The sequence below is a fragment of the Pseudochrobactrum sp. B5 genome, assembly GCF_001939785.1.
Classification (GTDB): domain Bacteria; phylum Pseudomonadota; class Alphaproteobacteria; order Rhizobiales; family Rhizobiaceae; genus Pseudochrobactrum; species Pseudochrobactrum saccharolyticum.
Map to the genome: position 1 here is coordinate 138228 of NZ_MOYL01000002.1, position 26545 is coordinate 164772.

General features: G+C 49.4%; 29 protein-coding genes and 1 tRNA gene. 12 read left to right on the plus strand and 18 right to left on the minus strand.

The genetic code is table 11. The features are described 5' to 3' along the window. Window positions 1-14: 14 nt before the first annotated feature. Window positions 15-869, minus strand: a complete 855-nt coding sequence (locus tag BKD14_RS19000; RefSeq protein ID WP_139316354.1) for a hypothetical protein — start codon at window positions 867-869, stop codon at window positions 15-17. A gap of 311 nt (window positions 870-1180) precedes the next feature. On the opposite strand from BKD14_RS19000, the gene sufA reads away from it, so the two are divergent. Next, on the plus strand, window positions 1181-1561 hold the full coding sequence (gene sufA, locus BKD14_RS07175; RefSeq protein ID WP_075654899.1) for a Fe-S cluster assembly scaffold SufA: 381 nt from the start codon (window positions 1181-1183) through the stop codon (window positions 1559-1561). Between the two features lie 56 nt (window positions 1562-1617). Here the strand turns inward: sufA and BKD14_RS07180 are convergent, their stop codons facing one another. Both BKD14_RS07180 and BKD14_RS07185 read right to left on the minus strand, forming a co-directional pair. Then, complete coding sequence (locus BKD14_RS07180) at window positions 1618-3153, minus strand: DEAD/DEAH box helicase (protein ID WP_075654900.1); 1536 nt, start codon at window positions 3151-3153, stop codon at window positions 1618-1620. 371 nt (window positions 3154-3524) lie between these two features. After that, complete coding sequence (locus BKD14_RS07185) at window positions 3525-4298, minus strand: NAD kinase (protein ID WP_022711433.1); 774 nt, start codon at window positions 4296-4298, stop codon at window positions 3525-3527. Between the two features lie 141 nt (window positions 4299-4439). Here BKD14_RS07185 and BKD14_RS07190 point away from each other — a divergent pair. Further along, a tRNA-Thr gene (locus tag BKD14_RS07190) sits at window positions 4440-4515 on the plus strand. A 262-nt stretch (window positions 4516-4777) separates the two neighbouring features. Here the strand turns inward: BKD14_RS07190 and BKD14_RS07195 are convergent. Then, window positions 4778-5089 (minus strand): hypothetical protein, encoded by a 312-nt coding sequence (locus BKD14_RS07195; protein WP_075654901.1) that lies wholly within the window; start codon window positions 5087-5089, stop codon window positions 4778-4780. A gap of 286 nt (window positions 5090-5375) precedes the next feature. Here BKD14_RS07195 and BKD14_RS19075 point away from each other — a divergent pair, with 286 nt between their 5' ends. Beyond that, window positions 5376-5597, plus strand: a complete 222-nt coding sequence (locus BKD14_RS19075) for a hypothetical protein (RefSeq protein WP_139316355.1) — start codon at window positions 5376-5378, stop codon at window positions 5595-5597. 432 nt (window positions 5598-6029) lie between these two features. Here the strand turns inward: BKD14_RS19075 and BKD14_RS07200 are convergent, their stop codons facing one another. Further along, entirely contained in the window at window positions 6030-6950 is a 921-nt protein-coding gene (locus BKD14_RS07200; protein WP_245293591.1) for an EamA family transporter, read from the minus strand. Window positions 6951-7067: 117 nt separating this feature from the next. On the opposite strand from BKD14_RS07200, the gene gcvA reads away from it, so the two are divergent. Next, window positions 7068-7970, plus strand: coding sequence for a transcriptional regulator GcvA (gcvA, locus tag BKD14_RS07205; protein WP_075654902.1), 903 nt, complete (start codon window positions 7068-7070; stop codon window positions 7968-7970). A gap of 255 nt (window positions 7971-8225) precedes the next feature. Here the strand turns inward: gcvA and BKD14_RS07210 are convergent, their stop codons facing one another. Next, the gene (locus tag BKD14_RS07210; RefSeq protein ID WP_075654903.1) at window positions 8226-9329 is read right to left on the minus strand and encodes a porin; all 1104 of its coding nucleotides are present in this window, start codon (window positions 9327-9329) and stop codon (window positions 8226-8228) included. An 824-nt stretch (window positions 9330-10153) separates the two neighbouring features. Here BKD14_RS07210 and BKD14_RS07215 point away from each other — a divergent pair. Next, the gene (locus BKD14_RS07215) at window positions 10154-10576 is read left to right on the plus strand and encodes a VOC family protein (protein ID WP_075655719.1); all 423 of its coding nucleotides are present in this window, start codon (window positions 10154-10156) and stop codon (window positions 10574-10576) included. 172 nt (window positions 10577-10748) lie between these two features. Here BKD14_RS07215 and BKD14_RS07220 read toward each other — a convergent pair whose 3' ends face one another. After that, window positions 10749-11243, minus strand: a complete 495-nt coding sequence (locus BKD14_RS07220) for a DUF2165 domain-containing protein (protein ID WP_022709405.1) — start codon at window positions 11241-11243, stop codon at window positions 10749-10751. Between the two features lie 292 nt (window positions 11244-11535). Between BKD14_RS07220 and BKD14_RS07225 the strand changes: the two genes are divergently transcribed. Then, a complete protein-coding gene (locus BKD14_RS07225) occupies window positions 11536-11823 on the plus strand; it encodes a hypothetical protein (protein WP_075654904.1) in 288 nt (95 codons plus the stop codon). 95 nt (window positions 11824-11918) lie between these two features. On the opposite strand, the gene BKD14_RS07230 is transcribed toward BKD14_RS07225, so the two are convergent. The 7 genes from BKD14_RS07230 to BKD14_RS07260 form a co-directional block, all read right to left on the minus strand. Beyond that, a complete protein-coding gene (locus BKD14_RS07230; protein ID WP_022709407.1) occupies window positions 11919-12182 on the minus strand; it encodes a hypothetical protein in 264 nt (87 codons plus the stop codon). Window positions 12183-12402: 220 nt separating this feature from the next. Continuing rightward, window positions 12403-13089, minus strand: coding sequence for a hypothetical protein (locus BKD14_RS07235; RefSeq protein WP_075654905.1), 687 nt, complete (start codon window positions 13087-13089; stop codon window positions 12403-12405). 228 nt (window positions 13090-13317) lie between these two features. Continuing rightward, window positions 13318-13563 carry a hypothetical protein gene (locus BKD14_RS07240; protein WP_022709409.1) on the minus strand — a complete coding sequence of 82 codons (246 nt, stop codon included), beginning with the start codon at window positions 13561-13563 and terminating at the stop codon, window positions 13318-13320. A 39-nt stretch (window positions 13564-13602) separates the two neighbouring features. Then, entirely contained in the window at window positions 13603-13902 is a 300-nt protein-coding gene (locus BKD14_RS07245; protein WP_245257277.1) for a hypothetical protein, read from the minus strand. 153 nt (window positions 13903-14055) lie between these two features. Continuing rightward, window positions 14056-14253: a hypothetical protein gene (locus BKD14_RS07250; protein ID WP_022709411.1), complete on the minus strand. Its 198-nt coding sequence runs from the start codon at window positions 14251-14253 to the stop codon at window positions 14056-14058. A 228-nt stretch (window positions 14254-14481) separates the two neighbouring features. Beyond that, window positions 14482-14823, minus strand: coding sequence for a hypothetical protein (locus BKD14_RS07255; protein WP_245257278.1), 342 nt, complete (start codon window positions 14821-14823; stop codon window positions 14482-14484). A gap of 18 nt (window positions 14824-14841) precedes the next feature. Beyond that, complete coding sequence (locus BKD14_RS07260; protein ID WP_075654906.1) at window positions 14842-15303, minus strand: calcium-binding protein; 462 nt, start codon at window positions 15301-15303, stop codon at window positions 14842-14844. Window positions 15304-15517: 214 nt separating this feature from the next. On the opposite strand from BKD14_RS07260, the gene BKD14_RS07265 reads away from it, so the two are divergent. Then, entirely contained in the window at window positions 15518-16444 is a 927-nt protein-coding gene (locus BKD14_RS07265) for an alpha/beta hydrolase-fold protein (RefSeq protein WP_245293592.1), read from the plus strand. A gap of 25 nt (window positions 16445-16469) precedes the next feature. Here the strand turns inward: BKD14_RS07265 and BKD14_RS07270 are convergent, their stop codons facing one another. The 4 genes from BKD14_RS07270 to BKD14_RS07285 all read right to left on the minus strand — a co-directional run bounded on the left by BKD14_RS07270 (window position 16470) and on the right by BKD14_RS07285 (window position 20366). Then, a complete protein-coding gene (locus BKD14_RS07270; RefSeq protein WP_075654907.1) occupies window positions 16470-17219 on the minus strand; it encodes a F0F1 ATP synthase subunit A in 750 nt (249 codons plus the stop codon). A gap of 209 nt (window positions 17220-17428) precedes the next feature. Next, window positions 17429-17671, minus strand: coding sequence for a YdcH family protein (locus BKD14_RS07275; protein ID WP_028233253.1), 243 nt, complete (start codon window positions 17669-17671; stop codon window positions 17429-17431). Window positions 17672-17747: 76 nt separating this feature from the next. After that, window positions 17748-19067 carry an Hsp70 family protein gene (locus tag BKD14_RS07280; RefSeq protein ID WP_075654908.1) on the minus strand — a complete coding sequence of 440 codons (1320 nt, stop codon included), beginning with the start codon at window positions 19065-19067 and terminating at the stop codon, window positions 17748-17750. Between the two features lie 126 nt (window positions 19068-19193). Beyond that, window positions 19194-20366, minus strand: a complete 1173-nt coding sequence (locus tag BKD14_RS07285; RefSeq protein ID WP_075654909.1) for a dihydrodipicolinate synthase family protein — start codon at window positions 20364-20366, stop codon at window positions 19194-19196. Between the two features lie 168 nt (window positions 20367-20534). Between BKD14_RS07285 and BKD14_RS07290 the strand changes: the two genes are divergently transcribed. The 5 genes from BKD14_RS07290 to BKD14_RS07310 are packed head-to-tail and all read left to right on the plus strand — an operon-like array spanning window position 20535 to window position 26519. Beyond that, window positions 20535-21584: a LacI family DNA-binding transcriptional regulator gene (locus BKD14_RS07290; RefSeq protein ID WP_075654910.1), complete on the plus strand. Its 1050-nt coding sequence runs from the start codon at window positions 20535-20537 to the stop codon at window positions 21582-21584. Beyond that, window positions 21581-22591, plus strand: coding sequence for a Gfo/Idh/MocA family oxidoreductase (locus tag BKD14_RS07295; protein ID WP_075654911.1), 1011 nt, complete (start codon window positions 21581-21583; stop codon window positions 22589-22591). The genes BKD14_RS07290 and BKD14_RS07295 overlap by 4 nt, the downstream gene beginning before the upstream one ends. Before the next feature lie 4 nt (window positions 22592-22595). Then, window positions 22596-24221, plus strand: a complete 1626-nt coding sequence (locus BKD14_RS07300) for an acyl CoA:acetate/3-ketoacid CoA transferase (RefSeq protein WP_075654912.1) — start codon at window positions 22596-22598, stop codon at window positions 24219-24221. After that, window positions 24214-24993, plus strand: coding sequence for an enoyl-CoA hydratase/isomerase family protein (locus BKD14_RS07305; protein WP_075654913.1), 780 nt, complete (start codon window positions 24214-24216; stop codon window positions 24991-24993). The genes BKD14_RS07300 and BKD14_RS07305 overlap by 8 nt, the downstream gene beginning before the upstream one ends. Then, window positions 24993-26519: an aldehyde dehydrogenase family protein gene (locus BKD14_RS07310; protein ID WP_075654914.1), complete on the plus strand. Its 1527-nt coding sequence runs from the start codon at window positions 24993-24995 to the stop codon at window positions 26517-26519. The genes BKD14_RS07305 and BKD14_RS07310 overlap by 1 nt, the downstream gene beginning before the upstream one ends. Window positions 26520-26545 lie beyond the last annotated feature (26 nt).

Sequence of the window (26545 nt, forward strand, 5' to 3'; positions counted from 1 at the left end):
GATCGACAGAGGAGTTACGGAGCTCCGCATTCTTCCGGCACGCTTTTTTCAAGTGGCAGCGGTGATTTTGACAGCGTGCCTGCCATGATTGCCATTGGTTTGAATGGCGGCACTGCCTGCATGGCAGGATTGCTCATGCTGATCGTGTAGCAACCGGTATAAAACTGCGACTTACCTTCAGCGAGTTTGGATTCGATAGCAATCGGCACAGACCAATAGATCTGACCGGCACCCGGATCAGGTTCGCTGCTGCCGAGTTTAATGCTGACAGATTCTGTACCGGCATAGCCCTTGGCATATTTCTCAAAATCATCGCCTTGCTGGCCTTCAGCATAATAGCTGTAGGCACGCACATATTCTTTGCGGTTAATGGCATTGTAATAGGATTCCAGCAATTTCTGCGGTGTGCTGCGGTCATCCACATAATCGGGCAGAACCAAACCCTCAGCCACTTCTTTTGTGGGTACAGGAGCCGGAGCATCGGGCTTGTCTGTGGCTTCTGTGGATTTTTTAGCATCCGGCTTATCTGCAGGCAAAGCATCTTCTTTCGGCTTTTCAGCTTCAGTTTTCTCCGCTTTCGCTTTCTCTACCTTGGCTTTTTCTTCCTCAGAATCTTTAGCTGCTGCTTCACCGGCCTTTTTTAAGGCATCTGGCTTTACCTTTTGCTGTGCTGCAGGCTTGTCTTTGGTTTCAGCTGTCCCTGCCGCCTTGGCATAAATCGCACTGCCGGTCAGCAAAGCTGCACCGATAATCGTGGTTCCAAGCAGTCGCATGATAGTAAGGCGCTGTTGCCGAGCGCGATCCTGTGTGATGGCCAATGCAACGGGACGATGCGATGCGGGGTTATGACGGCTCTGCTGAATACCCATTAAAATCTCCGCTTAGCTGAGGCAAAGAACCTGAGATGCTCTTTTATTCGCAAAAGACTGCAAACAGATCATGGCAATTTTACGCGTTTTGCGAATTATTCATTTTATTCTTATGCGCTGTAAAGAACAGAAAATCTTGCGTTAAAAGCAGGATCAGAGCGTTGCTTTACTTGCAGTCAGGACTGTGTGAGACTAGATATAGTATCAGAGGTAAACTGGACAATCGGGGCTTAGTGCAGGATTTCAGGTTGGCCTCGCAAGTTGAAACTACATGGCCTTGAACCATGTATCAGATACAAGTGAGAAATTTTATGGGACGTTTTTCCATCATGACCCTGACCGACGCAGCAGCGGAACGCGTGCGCGAAATTCAGGCCTCTCATGAGGATGCTCTGGGTATCCGCGTGGGAGTGAAAAAGGGCGGCTGCGCCGGTATGGAATATACGATTGCGTTGGCTGAAGAAGCCAAAGCCGGTGATGACCTCATCGAGCATGAAGGTGCAAAAGTCTATGTGGCGCCGGAAGCTGCGTTGTTCCTGCTTGGCACACAGATGGATTTTGAAGTGACAACTCTGCGCACAGGTTTTGTTTTCAATAACCCGAACCAGACATCGGCCTGTGGCTGTGGTGAATCCGTTGAGCTTGCACCGGTTACTCAGGAAGCACTGGATGCTGCGCATCGCGCTGCCTGATTTTTAATCTGACTTACAGATAATAAAAAACCCGCCATTCGGCGGGTTTTTCTTTTTTAAATATTGATCGGTATCAGCATGAAGGCCGGAATATCATCGCCGAAGCCCAGCGGTGACGGCTCATCGTCAAAATCACGACGATGGCGTTTATTCTGCTGGCCATTCTGGTTGTGGTTCTGGCGGCGATCTTCATGGCCGTTTTTGTGCGGAGCAGGGCGAACCGGTTCCGCTGTAACGGCAGTGCCGATGGAAACATTATCCGGCAGAACAGGCTGCGGCGCATTGAGAGCAGAAATGTCAGCCACGGCCTGAGGTGCTTCAGCAGTTTTTTCTTCTGCAACGCGTGGCTGTGTCTGTTTTTCCTTGTGATCTTTATCACGGGATTTCTTGCCGTTCTTACCACGGTTGTTGCGGCCGCGGCGACCGGTCTCTTCGGTCTCTTCCTGTGCAGGCAGAGTGGAGAGATCACCGTCCAGCCATTCAATCTTTTCGCCGATCATTTTTTCGATGGCATCAAGATATTTGGTATCTGCACCGGTGATGATCGAGAATGCCTTGCCCGAGCGGCCTGCACGACCGGTACGGCCGATGCGGTGGACATAATCTTCCGCATGGATCGGAATGTCATAGTTGAACACATGGCTGACATCCGGAATATCCAGACCACGGGCAGCCACATCGGAAGCCACCAAAAGCTGAAGATTGCCGTCTTTAAAATTGCTCAGCATGGTCATGCGCGCGCGCTGATCCATATCGCCATGGAGCGCACCGGCATTGAAGCCGTGCTTTACCAGCGAGCGGAACAGTTCTGACACATCCATTTTGCGGTTGCAGAAAATGATCGCATTTTTCAGATCATCGCCTTCGGCCTGAATAAGATCACGCAGCACTGCGCGTTTATCCCATGGCTTCTTAGCCGATTTAACCAGGCGCTGCGTCACAGTCTTCGCGGTTGTCGATGCTTTGGCAACCTCAACGCGCGCTGGCGAATGCAGGAACTGCTCAGTCAGCTTGGTGATTTCCGCAGGCATGGTTGCCGAGAAGAACAAGGTCTGACGGGTGAAAGGGATCAGCTTGCAGATACGCTCGATATCCGGAATGAACCCCATATCCAGCATACGGTCTGCTTCGTCGATAACCAGAATTTCAACACCGGTCAGCAGCAGTTTTCCCCGCTCAAAATGATCGAGCAGACGACCAGGAGTAGCGATCAGCACATCAGCACCGCGTTCCAGCTTGCGTTCCTGCTCATCAAAGGAGACGCCGCCGATCAGCAGAGCAACGTTAATACGGTGATTAACGCCGTATTTTACAAAATTCTCTTCAACCTGCGCTGCGAGTTCGCGGGTTGGTTCAAGAATGAGTGTGCGCGGCATACGTGCGCGTGCACGACCTTTTTCAAGCAGATGCAGCATCGGCAATACAAAGGATGCTGTTTTACCGGTACCGGTCTGGGCAATGCCGAGAACGTCTTTACGTTCCAAGGCCTGAGGAATGGCGCCAGCCTGAATAGGAGTAGGGGTGGTGTAACCGGCGGCTTCTACCGCTGCCAGTATTTTCGGTGACAGACCGAGTTCTGCAAATGTCGTCAATGGAGGCGTAGCTCTCTTTTTGGAAGAAGCGCACTGGACCCGACCGGTAATGTCCGCATGACAACAGGACAGGAAAAGCGCTTATGTTTGCGCATTGCGTTAAAATTAATAAAGCCGTTACGGGGAACAGGCCAAAAAGTCAACAAAAATGCCGTTTTTGCTTCGATTTAGGTTGATATAATTGATATTCCGTCAGCCCACAACTGTATGATCTGCCAATAGAAGCATCGCATTGTTATAAAGCGATGCTGTTTATCTCTGTTTTATCAGTGGTTTTGCAGATCGTGTATGACTAACTATGCGGTTTTGGCCGGATTTTCCTTGGCTTTCTGACTAGTACGAGTTTTGTGCGCCCAATAGGCGCACGGCGCTTAATAACGAAACTGCTCATTGAGGATGCGTTCATCCCATGTGTGCTCTTCATCAAAAAGCAGGGTGACGCGGTTTTGCGTATCTTCGCGCACGGTTACAGAAGTGACGGACTTTACTTCTGTATGATCCGCCACGGCATTGACCGGTCGCTTGTCGACTTCAAGTATATCCATCCGCACAGTCACTGATTTCGGCAGCAACGCACCGCGCCAGCGACGCGGACGGAAAGGGCTGACGGGGGTCAGAGCCAGCAGCGGAGAGTCGAGTGGCAGGATTGGCCCCTGAGCAGACAGATTATAGGCGGTGGAGCCGGCAGGGGTGGCCACCATCAGTCCGTCGCAGATCAGTTCTTCCAACCGCACCTTGTCATCAATGCTGATGCGGATTTTCGCCGCCTGATAAGATTGGCGCAAAACGGACACTTCATTAATGGCCAGTGCTTTGACGGTGCCGCTCTCACGCGATTCAGTAATCATTTCAAGAGGGCGGATGGTTTCTGCATGAGCGGCTGCAACACGCTTGGGCAAATCTTCCTCGTGATACTCATTCATAAGGAAGCCGACCGAGCCGCGATTCATGCCGTAAATCGGGCGCTCGTGATTCATATGATCGTGCAAAGCCTGCAACATAACCCCGTCACCGCCAAGCACAATGAGGGCATCTGCTTCATCTGCAGGTGATTCACCATAGCGATTGCGTAATGATTCCGCGGCCGAGACCGATTCCGGAGTGCCTGAAGTGATATAAAAGAATTTTTTATACGGGTATTTCATCAGTTTCTGCCGAAAAGCTGCATGATTGGATGAGGATTTGTAGCCTAAATGTGGATAAGAGGCAAAACATTGTTATTTTTTCTGCGTCTAAGCGATTTTCCGTTTTACAAACAAAAAGAATATGCTATCTAGCCGTCAGTTGCCCTTATAGCTCAGTTGGTAGAGCACCTGATTTGTAATCAGGGGGTCGGGAGTTCGAGTCTCTCTGGGGGCACCACTTACAATCTTCTCATTGTAATTGTTGTGCTTTTTCAACTAATCTCAGAATTGAGATTTGATAATACGAAGCATTTATAATCTTTTCCCACACATATTATCGCTTAATGCAAAGGCTATTCCTGCCATCTCTTTGGCAGCATGTTTGATGCTGTGTAATCATTGACTGACCGAAGGTTGATTCTCCGCCGTCAGGATTCGGCTTCTTGTTCGCTATTGTCAGAGCGCTGGGGAGAGTAAAATTATAGTTTTGAAAAGGCGGCTTAATAGCCGCTTTTTGTATGGACGAGCCAGAGATGTAATATCTGTAAGCCAATCATCACGATGCCCAGAAAAATAAGGGATTGAGTTGTTGATTGCTCATGCTCAGAAATACTGGTGAGAATAAGCGCAGAGCTGATCGCCGCAAAAATGGCAGGAAATGAAGCCAGTGCTATAACTCTCGGAGCTGACCAGTTAACCTGTCCGGAAAGACTCCATTGCATCGGAAGTCTGTGCAGGTGATGAAGTTTATTATTTGCTGCTATGGCAATTAAACTCATTAACAACAGAACGATAAACCCAGCAGCATACATTATCGACCTCGGATGTCGGGGGAATTCATTTATTCACTTTGATCATCGCTGCAATGTGTGAAGTTTTGGTGTGGATAGTGCCTGCTACCAATCAGCATATCGGCTGAGAGGCTGAATTGCGTCTGACAGTTATAATTATCCGTTTACTGCTTAAGCCACCAGTTCAGGACGTGTGTCAGTGTTCTAGCCGTCGCTTATTGCGGGGCTTTAATTGTGGCCTCAGAACTGGGATTTATTTCGTGCCAAACTACAATATTATTAATTTTGTATATTGGAGGGTGGATATATGAAAAAATCTATTATTGTCGTATTTTTAATAGCTTCAATGGCTACCGGATCAAGTCTCGGGGTCGCCAATGCTGGCCCGTGGTGTGATGCTGCCCGAGAACAACAAATTAAGCCGCCATCGGGAAATCCTGCAGTTGGAAACCCGTACAAGAGTGGGGAAGCCGGTGCAAATTGGGGCAGTTTTTTTGCTCAAGTGATTTTTTGCGCTTTTGATTTGTAGAATTAAAGAGACGTGCTGTTTAGTATATGAGCTTGCGAAACTTTACCCCGCTTCGGCGGGGTTTTTTATAATGTCGCTGGCATTTGTTGTGGCTGGTTTGTCCGGTGTTAAGTAGGCTCCTGAACTTATTATAGCATCGCATATTATGGCTGCGTTGCCGGCTCAGTCGGGTTTGAGCAGGGCTCTTGTCCTTTGAGGCTTTTGGACATGCAGGCGTAACGGTCAAAGCTTTTACCTGAGTCCATTGCAACTTTGCCCGCGCCGCAGGCCGTTAATGCGAGGGCGGCAATGAGCAGAGGAATAGCTCTTTTCATTTCAAAACAAGCTCTTATCAAATTTTCATTCCTGTGCGGCGTGTTGCAATGTTCAGATAAGGAAATACATGGTGCGATTTTGGCAATTATACGTCGGCTGATTGATCGATACCTATATTTACCGTGCCTTTTTATTACGCATAGTGAGTGCGAGACCTGCCAATATAAGTGAGACACCGAGCAAAAATTGTAAGCCAATATTGTCACCGAACAGAATGGCTGAAGCAATGATCCCAAATACTGGCTGAAGATATTGAATGCTGGCTGCAACCGGTGCCGGTACATTCTTTAAAATACCGATCCATAAGAATAATCCGGCTACACTCACGATTAATCCAAGATATGCAGCGGCACCGAGTGAAACGGCCGTGAGTGTGAAGGGAGCCTGATAAGTTTCCCAGGCCGCAAGCGGGATCATTGCCAGCAGCCCGAAGAATGTGCTCCATGTTACGACTACAACGGTTCCATATTTAAGCGTCAGTTCAACACTCCAGACATAATAGAATGCAACCGCAATAGCCGAAATCTGTATCCAGACAGGCCCTGAAAACGTGGTGGTTATGTCAGGAGATGTGTTCTCAAACGCAACAACGACAATGCCAATAAACGCTGTCGCAACACCGCATATCTGAATAATCGTGATCGGCTGCTTTAACCGGTATGTTGCAAAGATCACAATAAACAAGGGAATGGTTGCGGAGAGAATGGTTCCGACTGAGGCCGATGTGCCATTTACACCTATTGTCTGCGCGACCTGTCCCAAACCAATGCCGATGATGCCAAGCATAGCCACGGTGGGGACTGCTTTCCACGGTAAGGGCTTTTTCCCGATTAACAGCAATAGCATAAACGGCACGGCGACTGCATAACGCAATGCGGTGAGTGTCAATGGTGGTGTTGAGTTTAGACCCAGCTTGGTTGCCGGTATCGAGAGCCCCCACATCAGCGCCAGAAGCAACATTGCACCAAAGCTGACAAGCGTGACCGGCTTGTGAGAAATTGCCATATATGCAGTTTTGTTGCTTAAGGTTTGACTCATTGAGAAATCCTCAAAATAGCGCGAGATTTTCTTATGATTTACCGCTCTCTGCCTCTTGCAGACAAACCATTTATAATCACACTATGCGTGAGATTTTGTCATGTATGGGTGTAAAATATGGCAGGCCATCTTCCTCCGTTACAAACGCTTCGTGCTTTTGAGGCTGCGGGCAGGCGATTGAGTATGACGCTTGCTGCAGAAGAGCTGTGTGTCACGCACGGAGCCGTCAGCAGGCAGATCAAAGCTTTGGAAGATGATCTTGGTTGCAGGCTATTTAAGCGCTTGACGCGGAAAATTGAGTTTACGGATGACGGGGCAAATTACTTTGCCGCAGTTACTCACTTGCTGTCGGAACTGGCGCGGGAGACTGAAAATATCCGGACTAGAAATACTGACGCAAAACTGGTCATAAATTGCAGTATTTCATTTGCGAGCAAATGGTTAGCGCAGCGTTTGCATCGCTTGATGAGCTGTTACCCCGATTACGATATCCATCTCGAGGTGAATGAAAATGCTGTCGATTTTAATGTTTCCTCCGCGGATGTCGTTTTACGTTACGGGAATGGCATATATCCCAATGCGGATAGTGAGCGCATCATGGACGAGACTGTAAGTCCGGTTTGTTCACCTGCTTATCGTGAGAAAACGGGAGGTATAGCCACTGCCTCAGATTTGCTTTCCTGTAAATTGATACATGAAAACGGAATGAAAACAGACTGGCATCGTTGGTTTGAGCTCTTCGGGGTAAAAGGCAGTAATATACGCGGTGCCGGTTACAGTCATGGAAGTATGTCCATAGAGGCGGCAATCAGAGGTGAGGGCGTGGCGCTGGGACGCAGCGTACTTATTGCCGAGGATCTGGCTTCAGGCCGGCTGGTGGAACTGTTTCCTGCATTCCGTCTGGAAGTTGAGCATGGCTATGATCTTATTTACGCAAAAGGTAGCCGTGATCATCCGAAAGTTTGTGCATTCAGAGATTGGATGAATGAGGAAATCCGCCGGTTTAATAGGTCTGAATAGCACTCTTATCCTCGGTTAAGTGCTTGGCGTGCCAATCCTTTTCAATGAGAAGGATAATACCGAAGGGCGGTTTATAAAATCAGGTTGGAATATCTTATTGCGTTTAGAAAATAAAAACACGGCGAGATGTTTGATTTCCCGCCGTGTCCCGTGAGCGTAGCTGAATGGATAGTATTTTGATGACTGGAGGTCATAACCAAGTCTAGACTACGCTCTTAGGGAGATGCGTTATATTCATCCCCCTAATAAATTTTATTAGAACGAACGCTGGAAGCGGATCATACCACCGAATGCGCCTTCGCCGCGAACAGCTGTAGCGTACTTGTCGGTGTCTTTCCACTTGGTGTAGGAAACTTCAGGAGTAATTGTGAAGCCTGGAACCAGCTGGTAAGCTACGTTTGCAGTGTAAGCCTGTTTGCCGAAATCTTCGTAAGCAGCCTGCAGGTTGAAAGTAGCTTTGTCGGTTGCTTTGTACTTCAGACCACCCCAGACAGCCCAATCGCCGCCCCAGTTGCCGTACATGCCAACAGCTTCTTCATAAGAAGCGTAACCGCCCTGTACCCATACAGAGAATACGTCAGTTACGTTTACATCGAGGCGAACTTTACCAGCCCACTCTTCGATTTCAGAGTCGTAAGCTGCAACACCAGCGATCGAACCCCAAGCCTGTTCGAACTTCAGACCACCAACAACGTGTGGCATGTAGTCGTTGATTACGCCGTTGTAAGATTTTCCGTTTTTGCCAACGGTTGAATTCTTCCAGGCGAAGCCATTGCCATCTTTATCAGACAGATCTTCACCCTGTTCAGCGGAGATAACTGCCGAGAAGCCGTTGCCGCCTTTGAAGGTGTAGCTGATGATGTTTGTGTTGTATGCACCTGGCGATACAACGTCATCGTTGATTACGTCGCCGAGGTAACCGGTGAGGGTGTGGAATGCTGAATCGGTTTTACCGATGAGCAGGCCGCCCAGCTGAATGTAAGCGTGCTTCAGAGTGTGGCTGCCCTGTGCGCCGTCACCGAAGTTGAAGCGGTTTTCGGTGAAGGTCTTCAGTGTGCCGAGTTCGGTTTCCGAAGCTGTGTGTGTGCGCAGTGTGAAGCGGGTGTTGGTTGACCAAGTTTCGCGGTCATGACCTTTGTAAACGTCATCGCCAGCTTTAAAGTCAGCGCGAACATAACCGGAAAGACGCAGGCAGGTTTCTGTGCCTGGAATGTAGAAGTAGCCAGCGCCGTAAGCGTCGCAAACGCGCACATATTCTACTGCTTCTGGTTCTGGTGCAACGATGGCGTCGGCAGCCTGAGCGCCGGTTGCTGCAACGAGTGCTGCAGCGGAGCCGAGAAGAAGGCTCTTAATGGTCATTGTGTATTCTCCCGCGTAAGCGATTGTTTGTTGAGACTTTCCAATTTTGAGATTCGGAAACATCTTGCGCTGCGGTTGATATGGAAGGCGGGAAGAGTTGGAAATATGAAAAATTACTGAAATATCACATAAAAATGACCCTGTATCTTTTAGGTCACAATTTAGTGATTGGTAGAATTGTTGTGAGATTGGCGTGGAAAAACGCCTGATCGGATGAGACCTTTTTAAAGAGGTGCCTTACCTTAAAATTAGTGTCATGAATATGGAGAGTCGCAAAATTGCTAAATAAAATCAATTACTTATATTGATATTGCTCGAAATGATTATCGTTGGTTTTTATGATATTTGTGACGTGTTTATTACAGCGCTATTTTCAATGACTGGCAGCACTTTTCTTCACTCACAATAAGTTGAAAGCAGTGTTTTTCATCACGTTTCAGCTTTCCTGAACTTTTCCGAAATATCGCTGTTTGTAAAATAATTAGCGGACAGGCATGTCGCATTTTGACTTGAAATGCGCATTGAATATTCATGATTCTTGTAGTCGGCTGCTTTCGCTAAGTGCAAATTATGTGCTGGTGCGCATGTATCCGTGTTTTATTTGTAAATGGAAATTCGTTGCAGGCTTTGCAGCAGTTTGGCTCTGAAAACACGAATATTGACCTGTATTTGGCCTGTAGTTATCATAAGGCGGTCAAAAACAGGTTAGGTTCGGGAAGGTTGGCCCGGCCCCCGCTTTGCGGGTCCTTCTGTCACAAAAGCTGACGGCCCATGACTATTGAAGTGTCCGTATGGTGCGGACGCTAAATAGGAAGGGTATGGATATGAAACCACGTATTTCTGTTCTCACACTCGGCGTGGCCAATCTCGAACATTCTTTTTCATTCTATCATGATGGGCTGGGATTGCCGTCTGAAGGCATTTTCGGGTGTGAATTCGAGCATGGTGCTGTGGCGTTTTTTGATCTCTCCGCTGGCCTGAAACTCGCAGTTTTCGCGCAGGATGATTTGGCCTATGACTGCGGATTACCGAAGCATCCGGTCAGTTCTACCGCTGTCAGTATCGGGCATAATGTTCTGCTGCGGGAAGAGGTCGATGACGTAATGCTCAAAGCTGAGCGTGCAGGTGCAAAAGTCGTGAAGGCACCGCAGAATACATTCTGGGGTGGTTATGCGGGCTATTTTACCGATCCCGACGGGCATTTATGGGAAATAGTCTGGAACCCGAAGATGCTGCCAGCGGATTGATATCTGCCAGCAATAAGTCTTCGCAAAATATAGCCTGATTATAGCATCAAATATGGCGGCCATTCGGAGTCTTGAATGCGGGCTGTATTGCACGCGACCGTCAGTTCAGGCTTTTGTTGAGGAAAAGCAAAGCCCTGCCGCATATGGCTGCGGCAGGACTGTTATTTAAATCTTATTCGTCGTCTTTATCCGGCTGAACCAGATAAATCAGAACCAGAATGATGGTCACGAAGAAGCGGAATGCGTCAGGTACGCCATTCCACTGTTTGGACATCCACATTCCGAACCATTCACCACCCACCGACATAAAGGCGACCTGCCATGTCAGAAAGCCGAGGGTGAGACCTGCAACTGCAAGGTTTTTGCTTTTATTGAAAACTTTGGCAGGTTCATTGCGTGCTGCCAGCAGTTTGAAACCGGCAACCCAGCAGATAATGGCAGTCAGTGTTTCGAGGGTTATAATGCCAATATAACCTACGTGATGAAGCCATTCAGATTCAATGGCTCTGTACTTGATTGTTGCATCAGGAAAGATTGTATCCATGAGGAATACGTGATGCACAAATGCAAAGTTTGAGCCGTAATCTGTGATGTTGCCAAATGCTACCAAGGATGCAAATAGGGCAATTGCCATCACCATAAAGATTTTTGATAGACGTATGATCATATTGTAACTTTCTTTATTTATCGGGCGCGTAAGCACTCGGATATAATAAGCGCTTATCTGCGGGAGTGCTTAGGTTGGTTTTATAATTAAAACAATAATTTTAAGCTGATATATTTTTTATAAACAAAATACTCGAATTCAGATGTGGGATTTTCTGCGAGGATATGCCGGTATTATATTCTTTTTTGGTGCTTAATGATTGTCAAAATTAACTCAGACGAACTGATATCTTGAAAACTTCTTGTTGATGAATTTACTGCACAACTATTGTTTAAATCATGGAAGATCGCAGATGAATATTCGAACTCGCCTGATAGCTGCAGTCGTAGTGGCACTCATCGTCGGTTTCGGTTTTATGGCCTATGATAAATATACGGATGCAGAGTGGGTTGTTTCACCGCAGGCAATTGAACAGGCGCGCAATGATGGCCAAACGGGCGTAGAAACGCGCCCCGGTACTGTCGCCGTTCGTGCTATACGCAGCGAAATCGCTGATCTGCTGCCTTATAAATGGGCTGTCTATGGTTTTGCAGCAGGGCTTTTGGTGCTGTTTTCTACCCGTCAGCGCAAAACGGCCTGATATGAGCTCAGATCATGCCTCACGCTGCGGGGCTTATCTATATAGCTGTATTTCAAGAAAGCGGGCTCCTTAGAGGATAAGGAGCCCGTTATATTTTAGCCTTTTATGGCAGACAGTAAGTCATCATATGCCTTACATGCCTGAGAATCATCCGCGCCATTGTATTTAGTGGCAAGTTCCTGAACTTTTGCCGACAATTCCTGCACTTTAGTCGGGTCTTTCATGATCGACTCTTGTAAGGCAGCATTCAGTTCCTGCGCTTTCTTGGCAATTATTTCCGGTGTGCATGCTGGCTCCTTCGAGCAGCCAGCTATTGTTGTTGCAGCAACAATAAGAGCAATACCTAAAATGCTTTTCATCGGTGTATCTCTCTGATCTGTGAATGAGATTTATTAACTGCCTGATCCTGATAAAGAGCAGGTGTCTCTTTCAGTATGAATTTTGCTTGGGAATCGGCAGTAATACCGGTTCAGGCCAAAGATTATCTTGGAAATTGATGCATTCTAAATCACTACTTGCGATATTCTGATGCAATATGTGTATTGTCTTTAAATGCGGGTGTGATTTTAAAATAACTGTTTAAGTGAGTGTGCGAATTATCATGGCGCCAAAGATAAAGCACAGCAATCCTGTCAGGACATAGGTGACGGAGAAGGCGAAGAGCCAGCATTCGTTCAGGTTATAACGAAGCATATCCGCCTCTGTAACTGCTCTTGTTGCCAGATATTTCTTATATTGTATTGATGCAAAAGCGATCAGCAACAAGAAACCGAAAATCAAAAAATAGGCTACGATCTGTAAGAACGGAAAGAAATTTCGGTGTATGCCCGGAACGCTCATTGTTGTGCGAAACAGGGCTTTCTGATGGGATAAGGGCGCAAAGATCAGCAATAATGAAATGATTGCGAACAGATACAGAGCGATGCGAAGCAGATGAATGCTTGCCGGATTTTTTACATAAGGAACCGGCGGAACCGCTGTGCCCCAAGGCGGAATTTTTGAGTTTGGATTATTCTGCACATACCAAAAATACCGGTGCATGCCGCGTTGCATAAGCGGCATTGTCAGCAGAACTGTGATGCCGACGGTGACGTAATTCATCACATCTTCTAAGGTAATCGTCGAATCCGGATAATATTTATTGATGAAAATCAATGTGCCAATCACGGCAAACATAACCACTGCCGTCATGGGCATGGTAATGAACATGACTTTCAGAATTTCAATAACGGTTCTGCCTGGTGTTTTGGGTGCAAATGATGACATCGATAGCCGTTATTCATTGATTTTATAGCGCGGGACTTCTGTTCCCGTATTCTGAAGTGCTGAAATTAAAGCACAGACCGTTCGCTGTGAAGTGCAGGGCAGACAGATATCTGTGCGGGTGCACTTCACTTTCAGGAGGCAACAGCAAAGATAAAAGCGGCCGTCTTTGCAGAGGCCGCTTTCAGGTCGTGCATACCGGCCAGTTCTGGCCGGCGCTATGTTGCGCTGTTATTTGCAGCGTGCGGTATAAATCTGGCCGCGGCTGTTACGGTATTCACAATAACCGTTACGCAGATTGCGAACCAGAAGACCACCGAGAGCGCCTGCACCTGCGCCAATCAATGCGCCTCTGCCGCCGCCGGCAATGCCGCCGATGACTGCGCCTGCCGCTGTACCAACGCTGAGATCTTTTTCTGTCGTTGTGCAGCCGGAAAGTGCAACAATGGCGGCCACAGCAATTATAAACATACGCATGGTAAGACCCTTATTGTTTGAGACCCTGACCTGTACCTATCAAAAACTTCCGGTTTTGTGGTTTCTGTTCTGCCAGTATCGGTTTCGCATGCGCGGTGCCATGAACCAGGCGATAAATGGTGTAATCAGAAAACTGCAGCCAATAACCAGAGGAATAAGATATTTGGCGTTTTGCGCCAGATCAGGGATTGTGAGAACGATGATCATCCCAATTCCGAAAAGAACTGCGTTAATCATCAGGCTGAGTAAAACGGCAATCTGAAAACGAGTGGACATTTCATTGCCTCCCTTATGCTCTGTCATATCAACGTCACCACAAAGAAATGGTTCCGCTGACATGGTTCTCAGGGCAAGATCTGAGGAGCAATGTCAGGATAAATCAAGTATTTCAGGCAAGCGGAAATTTAGCAAGTGATTGCTGATATGCTCTCACATTCTTGATGCATATTCTGCAGATGCGATATTTATGCTTCACCTGCAGAATACAGGGTCTTACCGTTGTATACGGGTTGCAACATACCACCCGATAACCGGTGTGATGAGCAGAGCCGCACCGACAACCGCCAGCATCGGATAAATAGGTTTTTGTGCCAGAGAAGGCACTGTCAGAACGACAATGAATCCTGAGCCGACCAGAACAATAAATGCGATTGAGCCGATCATTGATGCCAGATGGAAATTAGTCGACATTTGTCCCTCCGAGAGTGGTTCTCAATATGAACCAGAAGCTCTGTGCCTTTGTCTCTGGCCGGTTTCGTGAAAAGCTGCAGGCAGATGTGAGCTGCATTCGCAGGCTGTTCTCTGCGCAAACGGCAATTTCCGAAGCGGTCAGTTCTTTCAAAGATTACAGGGAGGTTTTATCGCGCAAGTGATTGTGGTGCATTGATTAGGATCAAGCAAAGCAGGTTTCAGGCAGGTTCAGGAGCGGAGATTTTCAATGCGGGCGATCAATCCGGCGATTTCCTTCGGGTCTTTTATTCCGCTTTCATAAATACGAATGACGGTGCGCGCTAACTGATCTTTATTCTCGTCCGTTGTCGGGCAATAACCGAGAATCTCGCAGACCTCATTATAGGCGGTCTGAAGTGTCTTTATTTGTTCAGGTTTGTAAATTCCAAGATAATCAGTCTTTTGAAAAGGCATGATATCTCTCCTGTTTCTATAATTTGGTACTAAAATAAAAAGAAAATCAATGACTAAAAATTTCACTTTTTGATGAGCGGGACGGGTTTTTGCTCGGGAAAAAAGAAAGCCCGGCATTAAGCCGGGCTGTTGGTTTTATGGCTTCGGATGTTCACCCTGACCATGTCTGCCATGGTGTCCGTCTTTGCCATGGCGCTTACCGGCTTTTAACTCGCTCCGGTCCAGTTTGCCGTCTTTGTTTTTATCCAGTTCGGCAAAGCGTTCTGCGCGCTTTTTCTCAACGGCCTCAAGCGAGATTTTTCCGTCGCCATTCACATCAAGGCGGCGCTCCATGCGGTCTGCCGAGCGTTTCACCATCATTTTGAGAGCATGGGCTTCAATTTCTTCGCGGGAGAGGATGCCGTCCTTATCGGTGTCGGCCGCTTTTAACTCATCCATGCGGGAGAATTTTGCGAGATCAATCGGCTCACGCTCAGGCTTTTTGGAGGTCTGTTCAACAGTTTTTTCAGTATTCGTTTTCGATGCATCCTGTGCAAGAACAGGTGATGCGAGTACAGATGAAGCAACGAGTGCAAGAATTAAAGTTTTTGTATTCATGGTAATTATAACTCCGTCACAAATTAACTTGAGCCTTTAATTGGCATAGGAGTAATATCTAGCTGTAAATGTGTACTGAATATGAACAAGCCAATTACAAATTTGTAATGTTCTGCAGTATGAATTTCAGGCTGTCATATTTTCAATCCGGCCTGTAATTTGCCATGACCAGATAATGCCCGATAATAAATGAATGTTGGTACTGATGCGTATTTTGAATAAGACGTCTGAACTACTTTATCTCATTGCATTTCTTGGCAGTTTTTTAGCGATGCAGCTTTATGGAATGACTAATGTGATGGCGGCAGAGCAGGGTGATCCGGTGACTTCAGTTTTTGATATGCGTGCAAACGGAATTGATTACCGGATTTTTGTTGCTGCGCCAAAAACTGCGGAAAATGACAAGCCCATGCCGGTCATCTATATGATTGACGGCAATTCGACCTTTCCGATGGCCGTGGATGTGGTGAAAAAAAGGCCGCAATTGCGCGCACTGATTGTCGGTATCGGCTATCCGACACAATCGCGCGAAAATATTGTGCGCTCCAGATATTATGATCTGACACCGGAAACGCCTGCGGAGCTGATCCCTTCACGCGGAAATGGTGCTGATCTGCCGCGCACCGGAGGCAATGCCGCATTCCTGAATTTCATTGAACAGCAAGTGAAACCGGAAATAGAGCGGCGCTATGCCATTGATAAAAACAATCAGACCCTGTTCGGCCACTCCCTCGGGGGCTTATTCACGCTGCATGCGCTTTTCAGTGAAAGAGGAAGCTTTCAGACTTATAGCGCCGCTGATCCGTCTGTCTGGTGGAATAACCGCTCAATTCTGAAAGAGAAGGATCGTTTCATTGAGCAGACAACAGAGACGGGTAAGCCGGTCAAAGTGCTGATCGAAACGGCAGGCAAGTCAGTGATGCGTGAGGGCGTTGACAAGGATCGTGCAGCGCAGCTGAAGGCATTGCGTGGCGGGCCGAATGGCAGGGATATTTATCAGGAGCTGGTTGCGTTGCCTGGCGTTTCAGCAAGCTTCCATCAGTTTGCCGGTGAAAGTCACGGATCAATGCTGCCTTATGCCGTTGAAGATATGCTGCGTTTTGTACTGGAAGATGTGAAGCCGGTTCAGCCGCCGGAGTAAGTGGCGGCTGAAGATCTCTGATATTTTAATGGGACGGATGCAATGCATCATTCAGATACATGCAAGTGAGCATGGTGAAGACATAGGCCTGAATCACTGCCATCAGAAATTCGAGGGCGGTGATGCCGACTGTCATTGCCAGCGGCAAAATGGCGGTGATAACGCCCAATGTGCCAAAGCCTGTCAGGGAGACAACAAATCCTGCGAAAACTTTCAGCGTAATATGACCTGCAAGCATAACGGCGAAGAGACGAACCGAATGGCTGACCGGTCTTGAGAGAAAAGACATAATCTCAATCGGTACAATAATCGGCGCCAGAATAAGCGGCACGCCTGACGGCATGAAAAGGCGGAAAAATTTGGTTCCGTTGCGCACAAAGCCATAGATTGTCACGGTCAGGAAGACAGTCATGGCAAGGCCGAATGTTACAATAATATGCGCTGTTACAGTGAAGGCATAAGGGAACATTCCGAGCAGATTGGCCGTGAGAATGAACATGAAGAGGGAAAAGACCAGCGGAAAGAAACGTCTGCCTTCTTCACCGGTATTATCCCGCAATGTCGTGGACACAAATTCATATAAAATTTCGGACGAGGATTGCCAGCGGTCAGGGATAAGGGTTCTGCCGCGCGCCGATAAGAACAGATAGGCACCGGCGCCGATTGTGGCAATCAGCATGAACAAGGCTGAATTGGTAAAAGCGATCTGAAAGCCGCCGACTTCACCAAATTCTGCCAGTGGTTTGATTTGAAATTGTTCAATTGGTCCGGCCATATGATGTACTCCCTGGCAGGCGGGGTCGTCCCCGTGGGTTACACCGGCGCAGGTCGTCCTGCGCTATGTGCTTGCAGCAGAGTAGAGCGATTCGGACAGGGCACGCTATCAATTGTAGAAAATAATTGGCCGGTCAAAAAAAGAGCATTTTCAATGGTTGAGATTGAAAATGCTCATGAGGGCTGTGTTTTCAGTCGCTATGTGAGATATCAGGCCTGCTGGCTGAGTGCCTGTTCAATCTCGTCTTTCAATGCAAGACGACGCTTGCGCAGAGCTGTTTCATTGTCCTGACTTGTCGGTTCAATCTTTGTCTCTGCGCGGTGAATCTGATCATTCACGTCGTCATATTCCTCAAGCACTTTGGCAAAGCGCGGATCAGCGGCTTTCAGGGCATGAATTTCATCCAGTTTGCCCGGAAATTCTTCGCCAAGTGTATGCGGTGTGTTGGACATGCTGTTTCCTTCCTTGATTTATTTTGTTGAAGGATTCTTCGCATGAGTCTGCGCTCTTTACATTGATCAGGATCAATCAGAACTTGACTGACCAGCGTTCAATATCATTGCTCTGACCGATCAGTGCGAGACCGGTGGCGATGGAGTCGAACTGGTTGCTGCTGGAAACATCCGCATGTTCAAACTGCTGCGAGAACAGGGTTTTAATCGCCGGCACAAAGGATGTGCCGCCCGTGAGGAAGACGCGGTCAATATCTTTGTCTTGCAAACCGGCATTCCGTACTGCGCTGTCAACGGAGGCGGAGATCGCCTGCATATCTTCGGCAATCCATTTTTCAAAATCCGAACGCTGAATTTGGGCTTCGATTTTAAAGTTCTCGGCTTTGAATTGCAGATCGGATGTCTGGGATGAGGACAGGCCTGCTTTGACATCAGACACGACGCGGTAAAGCTCGAAGCCGTAATCGCCTTCAATCATTTCAATGAAGTGGTTGAGGGCTTGCGGATGTTCTGCCTGCGATGCAAGCTCATGAAGCTCCCGAAGTGTGGACGGGGAATTCATCAGAAACAGGGTATTCCAGCGGGCAAAATTCGCAAAATAATGGTTCGGAACCTGCAGTACTTTGCCAAAAGACTTGTAATTGCTCTTCTTGCCGAGTTTCGGAGAGACCACATTATCAATGATACGGTAGTCAAATGTATCACCGGCAATGCCCAGACCAACCTGACTGAGTGGTGTTGAAGTCAAACCACTTGCGCCCACCTCAAAATTTACGATCGAAAAGTCGCTCGTTCCGCCGCCAAAGTCGGCAACCAGCACCGTCGATGTATCAGTCAGCTTCTGCGCATAGAAATATGCCGCTGCAACCGGCTCATAAACATAATGAATATCCGTGAAGCCGAAGGCGCGCAGTGCTTTTTCATAGCGTGCCATTGCCAGAGCTTCATCAGGATTATGGCCTGCAAAAGTAACCGGACGACCGACGATGACTTTGTTGCCGCGGGAGGGCAGTCTGTCTCCGAGGCGTTCAGCCAGTGTTTCCAGAAAAGTTTGCAGCAGATCTTCAAACTTAAAGCGCTTGCCGTAGACCGGCGTATCGGTGAAGGATTTGCTCGCGGCGAAGGATTTGAAGGATTGCAGGAAACGGCAATTATGCGGATCAGCAATGAAACGATCCATTGCCCACGGTCCGCTCTCAACATTGCGATGGCCTTTATTACCATCCTGCCAGAAGCACAGCACGGAACGATAGGCTGAAACGATAGCATCATCTTTCGGGAAGCTCATAACTTCGGCAATGCCATTACCATCTGCCACGGCAATAACAGTGTTGGTTGTGCCGAAATCAAGGCCGAGGGTTATCTTCTCCGAGGGTGAGTGATTTCCCGCAGTCATTGTTCAAATCCTTGCATCTGTGCCCGAGAGAGATATTGGGGAGGCATCTTTGAGAAAGCCGCCTTTATAGCCGTTTGGAACGCAGGGTCAATTGAACAGAGAGCAGGATTTCAAGAGTGAAGAGACTTATTCCACGCCTTGTGTGCTTAACCAGTTTTGCATGCGGCGGATGGCCTGATCCGGCCTGTCGAGCACATTGGCCTGATCTGCCAGCCGGAAAATATCGGTGTAATGCAACAGGCCGCGTGCCGATTGCATACCAGCAGGCATGGTGAAATGATTTTGATGGCCGTTGAGCCATGCCAGAAACACGACGCCTGCCTTGTAATATTGTGTCGGCGCCTCAAAAACTTTACGTGATAAAGGCACGGTCGGCTCGATCACCGAACGGAATGTTGCATTGTCACCGGCGGCAAGCGCACTCAGCGCATAGGAGGCGGAAGGAGCGACAGCATCGAAAATGCCGAGCAGGGCATGACTGTAGCGATTGCCATCTCCCTCAATGAGTTCTGCATAATTAAAGTCATCGCCGGTGAAGCACAGTACATTCTCAGGCAGGCGATTGCGCAGTGCAATCTCGCAGGCACTGTCGAGCAATGAGATTTTAATGCCTTCAACACGGGAACGGTTATCATTGATGATTGCCAGAACATTTGTGAGTGCATCATCAAAGGGGCTGTCTGCCTGACCCGTCCAGTAGCCGCCAAGTTGCGGGTCAAACATTTCACCCAGCCAGTGCAGGACAATTTTGTTCTGCGCCTGAGAGAGAATCCGACCATAGACAAGCGCATAATCATCGGGGCTGCGGGCGATATGTGCCAGAGCGCGACTGGCCATCATAATGGCGCGGCCGCCATGTTTCTCCACAAATTCCAGCTGGGTTTCATAGGCTCTGATCACATTATCAAGAGATCTGGCCTCAACTGGGGCAAGTTGGTCAGTTCCAATCCCGCAAGCGAGATCGGCACCTTTGACTGTACGGGCGGTTTCCAGTGAGCGGCGGATGAGTTGCTGTGCGCCGTTCCAGTCCAGCCCCATACCGCGTTGCGATGTATCCATGGCTTCGGCGATTTTGAAGCCGAGGCTCCAGAGATGATGACGAAACGCCATGGTTGCGTCCCAGTCTATGGCGGGGCGGTTCCACGGATCAGTTTCACGCAGCGGATCGGAGACAATATGGGCGGCAGCATAGGCGATGCGATTGAACTGCGGCGCCGTTTGCGGACGAGGCACGACAGTGCCTGTCAGATGATAGTCTGTGATGGTGCCGTCTGCATTCGGAAGTCGCAACATTGCCATGGTGCTGTAATCTCCGGAAAAGCGATAAAATTTAGATCGTTCCAATTTTTGAAAGAGTAATTCAATTTTTTGCAGATGCAACAGGCAATTTGCATCGATTTTCCGGATTAATCTTCACTTGACAAATTTGGAACGATCTAATTTTATGAGGAAGACAGGGAGAATGCCGTGAATAAAAAGCGTGTCACCGTTGTTGAAATTGCACAGGCTGCGGGCGTGTCCAAGTCGACCGTATCGCTTGTTTTGCAAAATTCTCCGCTGGTGAATGAGGCCACAAGAGCTAAAGTGACCGCTGTTATCCGCGAGCTTGGTTATGTCTATAATCGCGGTGCGGCCAATCTGCGCCGGTCCGGCTCCAATTCAAAAATTATCGGCCTTGTCGTCAATGATCTGACCAACAGCTTCTTCGCAGAACTTGCGGTCGGGGTTGATATGGTGGTGCAGTCGGCAGGCTATGTGCAGTTTCTCTCGCATACGGGAGAAAGTCCGGATCGTCAGCGCGAAGTCATTACCTCTATGCGTGAGCACGGTATTTCCGGACTGATTGTGTCGCCTGCGCGCGGCACGCAAGCCATTGATCTGAAGCCGCTGATCGCCAGCGGAATTCCGGTTGTTGCGACTGTGCGTAATGTGGCTGGTGCCAAAGTTTCTTCTCTGATGTCGGATAATCACGGCGGGGCGATGGCTGCGGTTGAGCATCTGGTGGCGCTGGGGCATCGCCGCATCGCTTTTCTCGGCGGTTTTGCTGATACGGGCGTGTTTACTGAGCGCTATCAGGGTTATGCGGATGCTCTGCAACGGGCAGGCATTGTGCTTGAAGAGGCGTTGGTTATCGGTTCTGCGCCGTCCCGCGCCGGTGGTGTGGATGCCATAATGCGCGCAATGCAGCTTGCTGACAAACCGACAGCCGCGCTTTGTTTCAATGATGCGGTGGCATTCGGTGTGTGTGACGGGTTGCGGGCGCAGCGCTTGGAACCGGGGGCTGATTTTGCCGTTATCGGTTTTGACGATGTGATTGAGGCCAAATCTGCGGTTCCGGCACTTACCACGGTCTCCGTCGATCCGCAGGGCATGGGGCAAAAGGCGGCACAGTTACTGCTCAAGCAAATCAATGCAGGGCAACCGGAAGCCGAGGCGATTGTCAGTTCTGTGCGCCTAGTCGTGCGGGAAAGCTGCGGTGCGACAAGGCAAGGGGAACAGCGGAGGATTACGGGATGACAGTTCGGTGGGGTCTTATCGGCGCAAGTACAATCGCCTCAGAATGGGTGATTGATGCAATCCGTGCAACGGGTGGTGAGGTTGTCAGCGTGATGAGCAGCAGTGCTGAGCGCGGCGCCACCTATGCGGAAGAGAACAGAATTCCCCGATCTGTCACCACGCTTGATGCGCTGGTCAATGATACGGAAACCGATGCTGTCTATATCTCGACCACAAATGAGCTGCATCGCGATCAGGCTATCGCTGCGATAAAAGCAGGCAAGCATGTGCTGTGTGAAAAACCGCTGGCACTTTCCCTTGAAGATGCCCGTGCCATGGTTGAGGCGGCCAGAGCGGCGGGGGTGGTTTTTGCCACCAATCATCATTTGCGCAATGCTGCCAGTCATCGTGCCATGCGTGACGCCATTGCTGCAGGCAGGATCGGCAAACCACTTTCCGCACGGGTTTTTCATGCGGTTTATCTACCGCCGCATTTGCAGGGCTGGCGACTTGATAGGCCGCAGGCCGGTGGCGGTGTTATCCTCGATATAACCGTGCATGATGCGGACACACTGCGCTTTGTGCTGAATGATGATCCGGTTGAGGCGGTGGCTTTCGGTCAGTCCGGCGGGATGGGAAAACAAGGGCTGGAAGATGCGGTAATGGGCGTTCTGCGCTTTAAATCCGGTGTGCTGGCTCAGTTTCATGATGGGTTCACCACGCAATTTGCCGAAACAGGTTTTGAAGTGCATGGAACAGAAGGCTCACTGATTGCCCGTAATGTGATGACGCAGAAGCCGGTTGGTTCTGTCATTTTGCGCAATGCGGAAGGTGAGCAGGTTTTGCCGCTGGAGCAGCGCAATCTTTATGAAGCCGCGCTGGAGGCATTTCACAATGCAGTTAAGGGCAAAGGCGCAGTTTCTGCAAGTGGGACCGATGGTGTCTGGTCACTAGCAACCGCGCTTGCTGTGGCGCAATCCGTGAAAAGCGGCAGTGCCGTGCAAATCAGAACCGGTTTGGGAGAGTGATAATATGAGCAAGCATATTACTCCCGCACAGGCTGCGGCTCTGATCCCCGATCATGCAGTGGTTACCGTTTCCTCATCAAGCGGGCTTGGTTGCCCTGATCTGATGCTCAGAGCTATCGGTGAGCACTTTGAGGCAACGGGGCATCCGCGTAATCTCACGACGCTGCATCCGATTGCGGCTGGGGATATGAGCGGTATTAAAGGTATTGATCATATTGCCAAAAAAGGTCTGCTGGCGAAAATTATCGGCGGCTCCTATCCGTCCGGCCCGTCATCGGCAGAACCGCCGCTGATCTGGCAGATGATCGGCGCGAATGAAATTCCTGCCTATAATATGCCTTCCGGCATTCTGTTCGATATGCATCGTGAGGCTGCTGCCAAACGACCTGGCGTGATAACTAAAATCGGACTGGATACTTTTGTCGATCCTGACCGGCAGGGCTGCGCCATGAACGAGGCAGCACAGCGGGAGCCGCTCGTGCGCAAGATCGAATTTGCGGATGAAGAATGGCTCTATTTTCCCAATATCATACCGCAGGTTGCCATTATTCGGGCAACAACGGCTGATGAACACGGCAATCTCACTTATGAGCATGAGGGAGCCACTCTCGGCGGGCTGGATCAGGCATTGGCCGCCCGCAATAATGGCGGCATTGTTATCGCGCAGGTGAAGCGCATTACCAAGCAGGGCTCGCTGAAGCCGCATGATGTGCGTGTTCCGGGGATGCTGGTCGATTATATTATTGTTGATCCTGAACAGAAGCAGACAACGCAGACCCTTTATGATCCGGCGATTTCCGGTGAGATTTTCAGACCATTGGAGAGTTTCCGCGTACCAGAATTCAATGTGCAGAAGGTTATTGCGCGCCGTGTTGCGCAGGAGCTTGAAGCGGGAAGCTGCGTTAATCTCGGTTTTGGTATTTCAGCCAATGTGCCGCGTATTCTGATGGAAGAGGGGCTGCACGGTTCAGTCACATGGGTGATCGAGCAGGGCGCTGTCGGCGGTGTGCCGCTGCTGGATTTTGCATTCGGTTGCGCCTCCAATGCTGATGCCTATATGCCTTCGCCCTATCAGTTTACCTATTTTCAGGGCGGCGGCTTTGATGCTTCGCTGCTGTCCTTTCTTGAGATCGGGCGTGACGGCTCCGTCAATGTATCGCGGTTGTCTTTCCGCCCGCATGTGACGGCGGGCGCTGGTGGTTTTGTCGATATTACTGCGCGGGCAAAGAAGATTGTCTTTTCCGGCATGTTCAATGCGGGAGCAAAGCTCGGCATTGAGGGCGGAAGACTGGTCATTGAAAAAGAAGGCAAGCTGAAGAAACTGGTCAATAAAACGGAGCATGTCACATTTTCCGGCAGCCGTGCCGTCGCGCAAGGACAGGATATTACCTATGTGACTGAGCGCTGCGTGATGAAGCTGACATCACAAGGCATTATGCTCACGGAAATTGCACCGGGTGTGGATTTGCAGGCGCATATTCTGGAGCAGTCGGAATTTCCGCTCATCATTTCGCCGGAACTGAAACTGATGGATGCGGCTTTATTCAGGGATGAGATTCTTGGCCTGACTTTGCCGGAAAAACCGCAGCGTATCTTGCAAGAGCAGATCGAGGGGGCAGCTCATGGCTGAGCCGCGTATCATAACTTCCCGTGACGGTGCCATTGCCACGATCACTGTCACACGACCGGATAAGCTCAATGCATTTGATATTGAAATGCTGAAGGAATTGTCGGCGGCCTGTGATGCGGTTGAGGCGGATAGTGCTGTGCGGGCTGTTATTCTCACCGGCGTGGGCAAGGCCTTTTCTGCCGGTGGTGATATCAAAGCATGGGGCGCGATGCAGGCCAATGAATTCGGCCATCAATGGGTGCGTTTCGGACATCGGGTTTTTGAGCGGTTGGCAACATTGCGGATGCCGCTGATCGCCGCGATAAATGGTCATGCTCTTGGTGGCGGGCTGGAACTTGCCGGAGCGGCGGATATCCGCATTGCGGAAAAACATGTTACAATCGGCCTGCCAGAAACATCGCTCGGCATGGTTCCCGGCTGGTCTGGCACACAGCGTCTGGTGCAGCGTTTTGGTGCGCAGATTATCCGGCGTATGGTGCTGGGCGGCGAGATGTTCGCTGCTGAAGAAGCCTGCAAATTGGGGCTGGTGGATCAGGTTGTTGAAAGCGGCTCAGCTTTGGAGGCTGCCAAGACCTACGCAGCGCGTATTGTGACACGCGGACCTGCGGCGCTTGAAATATCCAAGCTGATGATCGGTGTTGCCAATGGCGAGGATAATGGCGCAGCCGTTGAGGCACTTGGTTCGATGCTGGTTGCCAAGACCGGTGATCTCAGGGAGGGGGTTGCGGCTTTCAGCGGCAAACGTCCGGCAAATTTTAAAGGAGAATGGTAATGGCCGTTCTGATTGCGCCCAAGACTCCGGCAGATATTGCTGTTCGTGATTTTAAAATGCTGATTGCTGGCGAATGGGGGGCCGCAGTCTCCGGCAGGATGCTGGAACGCATTGCGCCGGGGCACGGAGTGCCGGTGAGCCGTTATCCTGAAGGCAGTCATATTGATGCAGAACGCGCGATTGCAGCTGCAAAACAAAGCTTTGATACAGGAATATGGCACAGCAAAACCGGTGCCGAACGCTCCAATATCCTGCTGAAAATCGCGGATATGATTGAAAAACGTGCAGAAGAACTGAGCTTCTGGGATGCTGTCGAAGCCGGAAAGCCGATCAGTCAGGTGCGGGGCGAGATTGCCGGTGCTGTTGATATCTGGCGCTATGCGGCGGCACTTGCCCGTGATTTGCATGGTGAGAGTTATAATACGCTCGGTGACGGCACGCTGGGCGTTGTGTTGCGTGAGGCAATCGGCGTTGTGTCGATGATTACGCCGTGGAATTTTCCGTTTCTGATTATCAGCCAGAAGCTGCCTTTTGCTCTTGCTGCCGGATGTTCCTGTGTGGTCAAACCTTCGGAAATGACATCAGCTTCCACACTGATCCTCGGTGAAATTCTGACCGAAGCGGGTGTTCCTGCCGGTGTTGTGAATATTATCACCGGTACAGGTGCCGGTGCGGGTGCGCTGCTGAGCACGCATGCCGATGTGGATATGGTGTCTTTCACCGGTTCAACCGGTGTCGGTCGTCTGATTATGGCGAATGCAGCTCAGACACTGAAAAAAGTATCGCTGGAGCTTGGCGGTAAGAACCCGCAAATTGTCTTTCCGGATGCTGATCTGGATGCATTTATCGATGCTGCGGTATTCGGAGCTTATTTCAATGCCGGTGAATGTTGCAATGCGGGTTCACGTCTGATTCTGCATAAAGATATCGCGGATGATGTGATCTCCCGCATTATTGATCTTACAAAAAAGGTGAGACTGGGTGATCCGCTTGATCCGCAAACGCAGGTCGGTGCAATTATCAGTCAGCAGCATCTGGAGAAAATCAAAACCTATATATCCGGTGCCAAAGCGGATGGCGCAGCAGTGAGTGCCGGCGGCGGAACCGTGGATTTTGACAGCGGTCAATATATGGAGCTGACTTTGCTGTCGGGCGTTACGCCGGATATGGCCGTGGCGCGTGAGGAAGTGTTCGGCCCTGTCTTGTCTGTGCTGACATTTGAAACTGCGGAAGAGGCAATTCATATTGCAAATTCCATAGATTACGGCCTGTCAGCCAGTGTCTGGAGCCGTGATTTCGATACATGCCTGACTGTGGGGCGCAAGGTGCGTTCTGGTACAATCTGGATGAACACTTTCATGGATGGCGCATCGGAATTGCCGTTTGGCGGCTATAAACAATCCGGGCAGGGCAGAGAGCTTGGCCGCCATGCCGTTGAAGATTACACAGAAACAAAAACTCTGAATATGCATATCGGCTCACGAAAAACGCTTTGGGTGCGTAGCGGGAGCGCGGCTGAAGAATAATATTTTAATCGATTTGAATTTTGCAG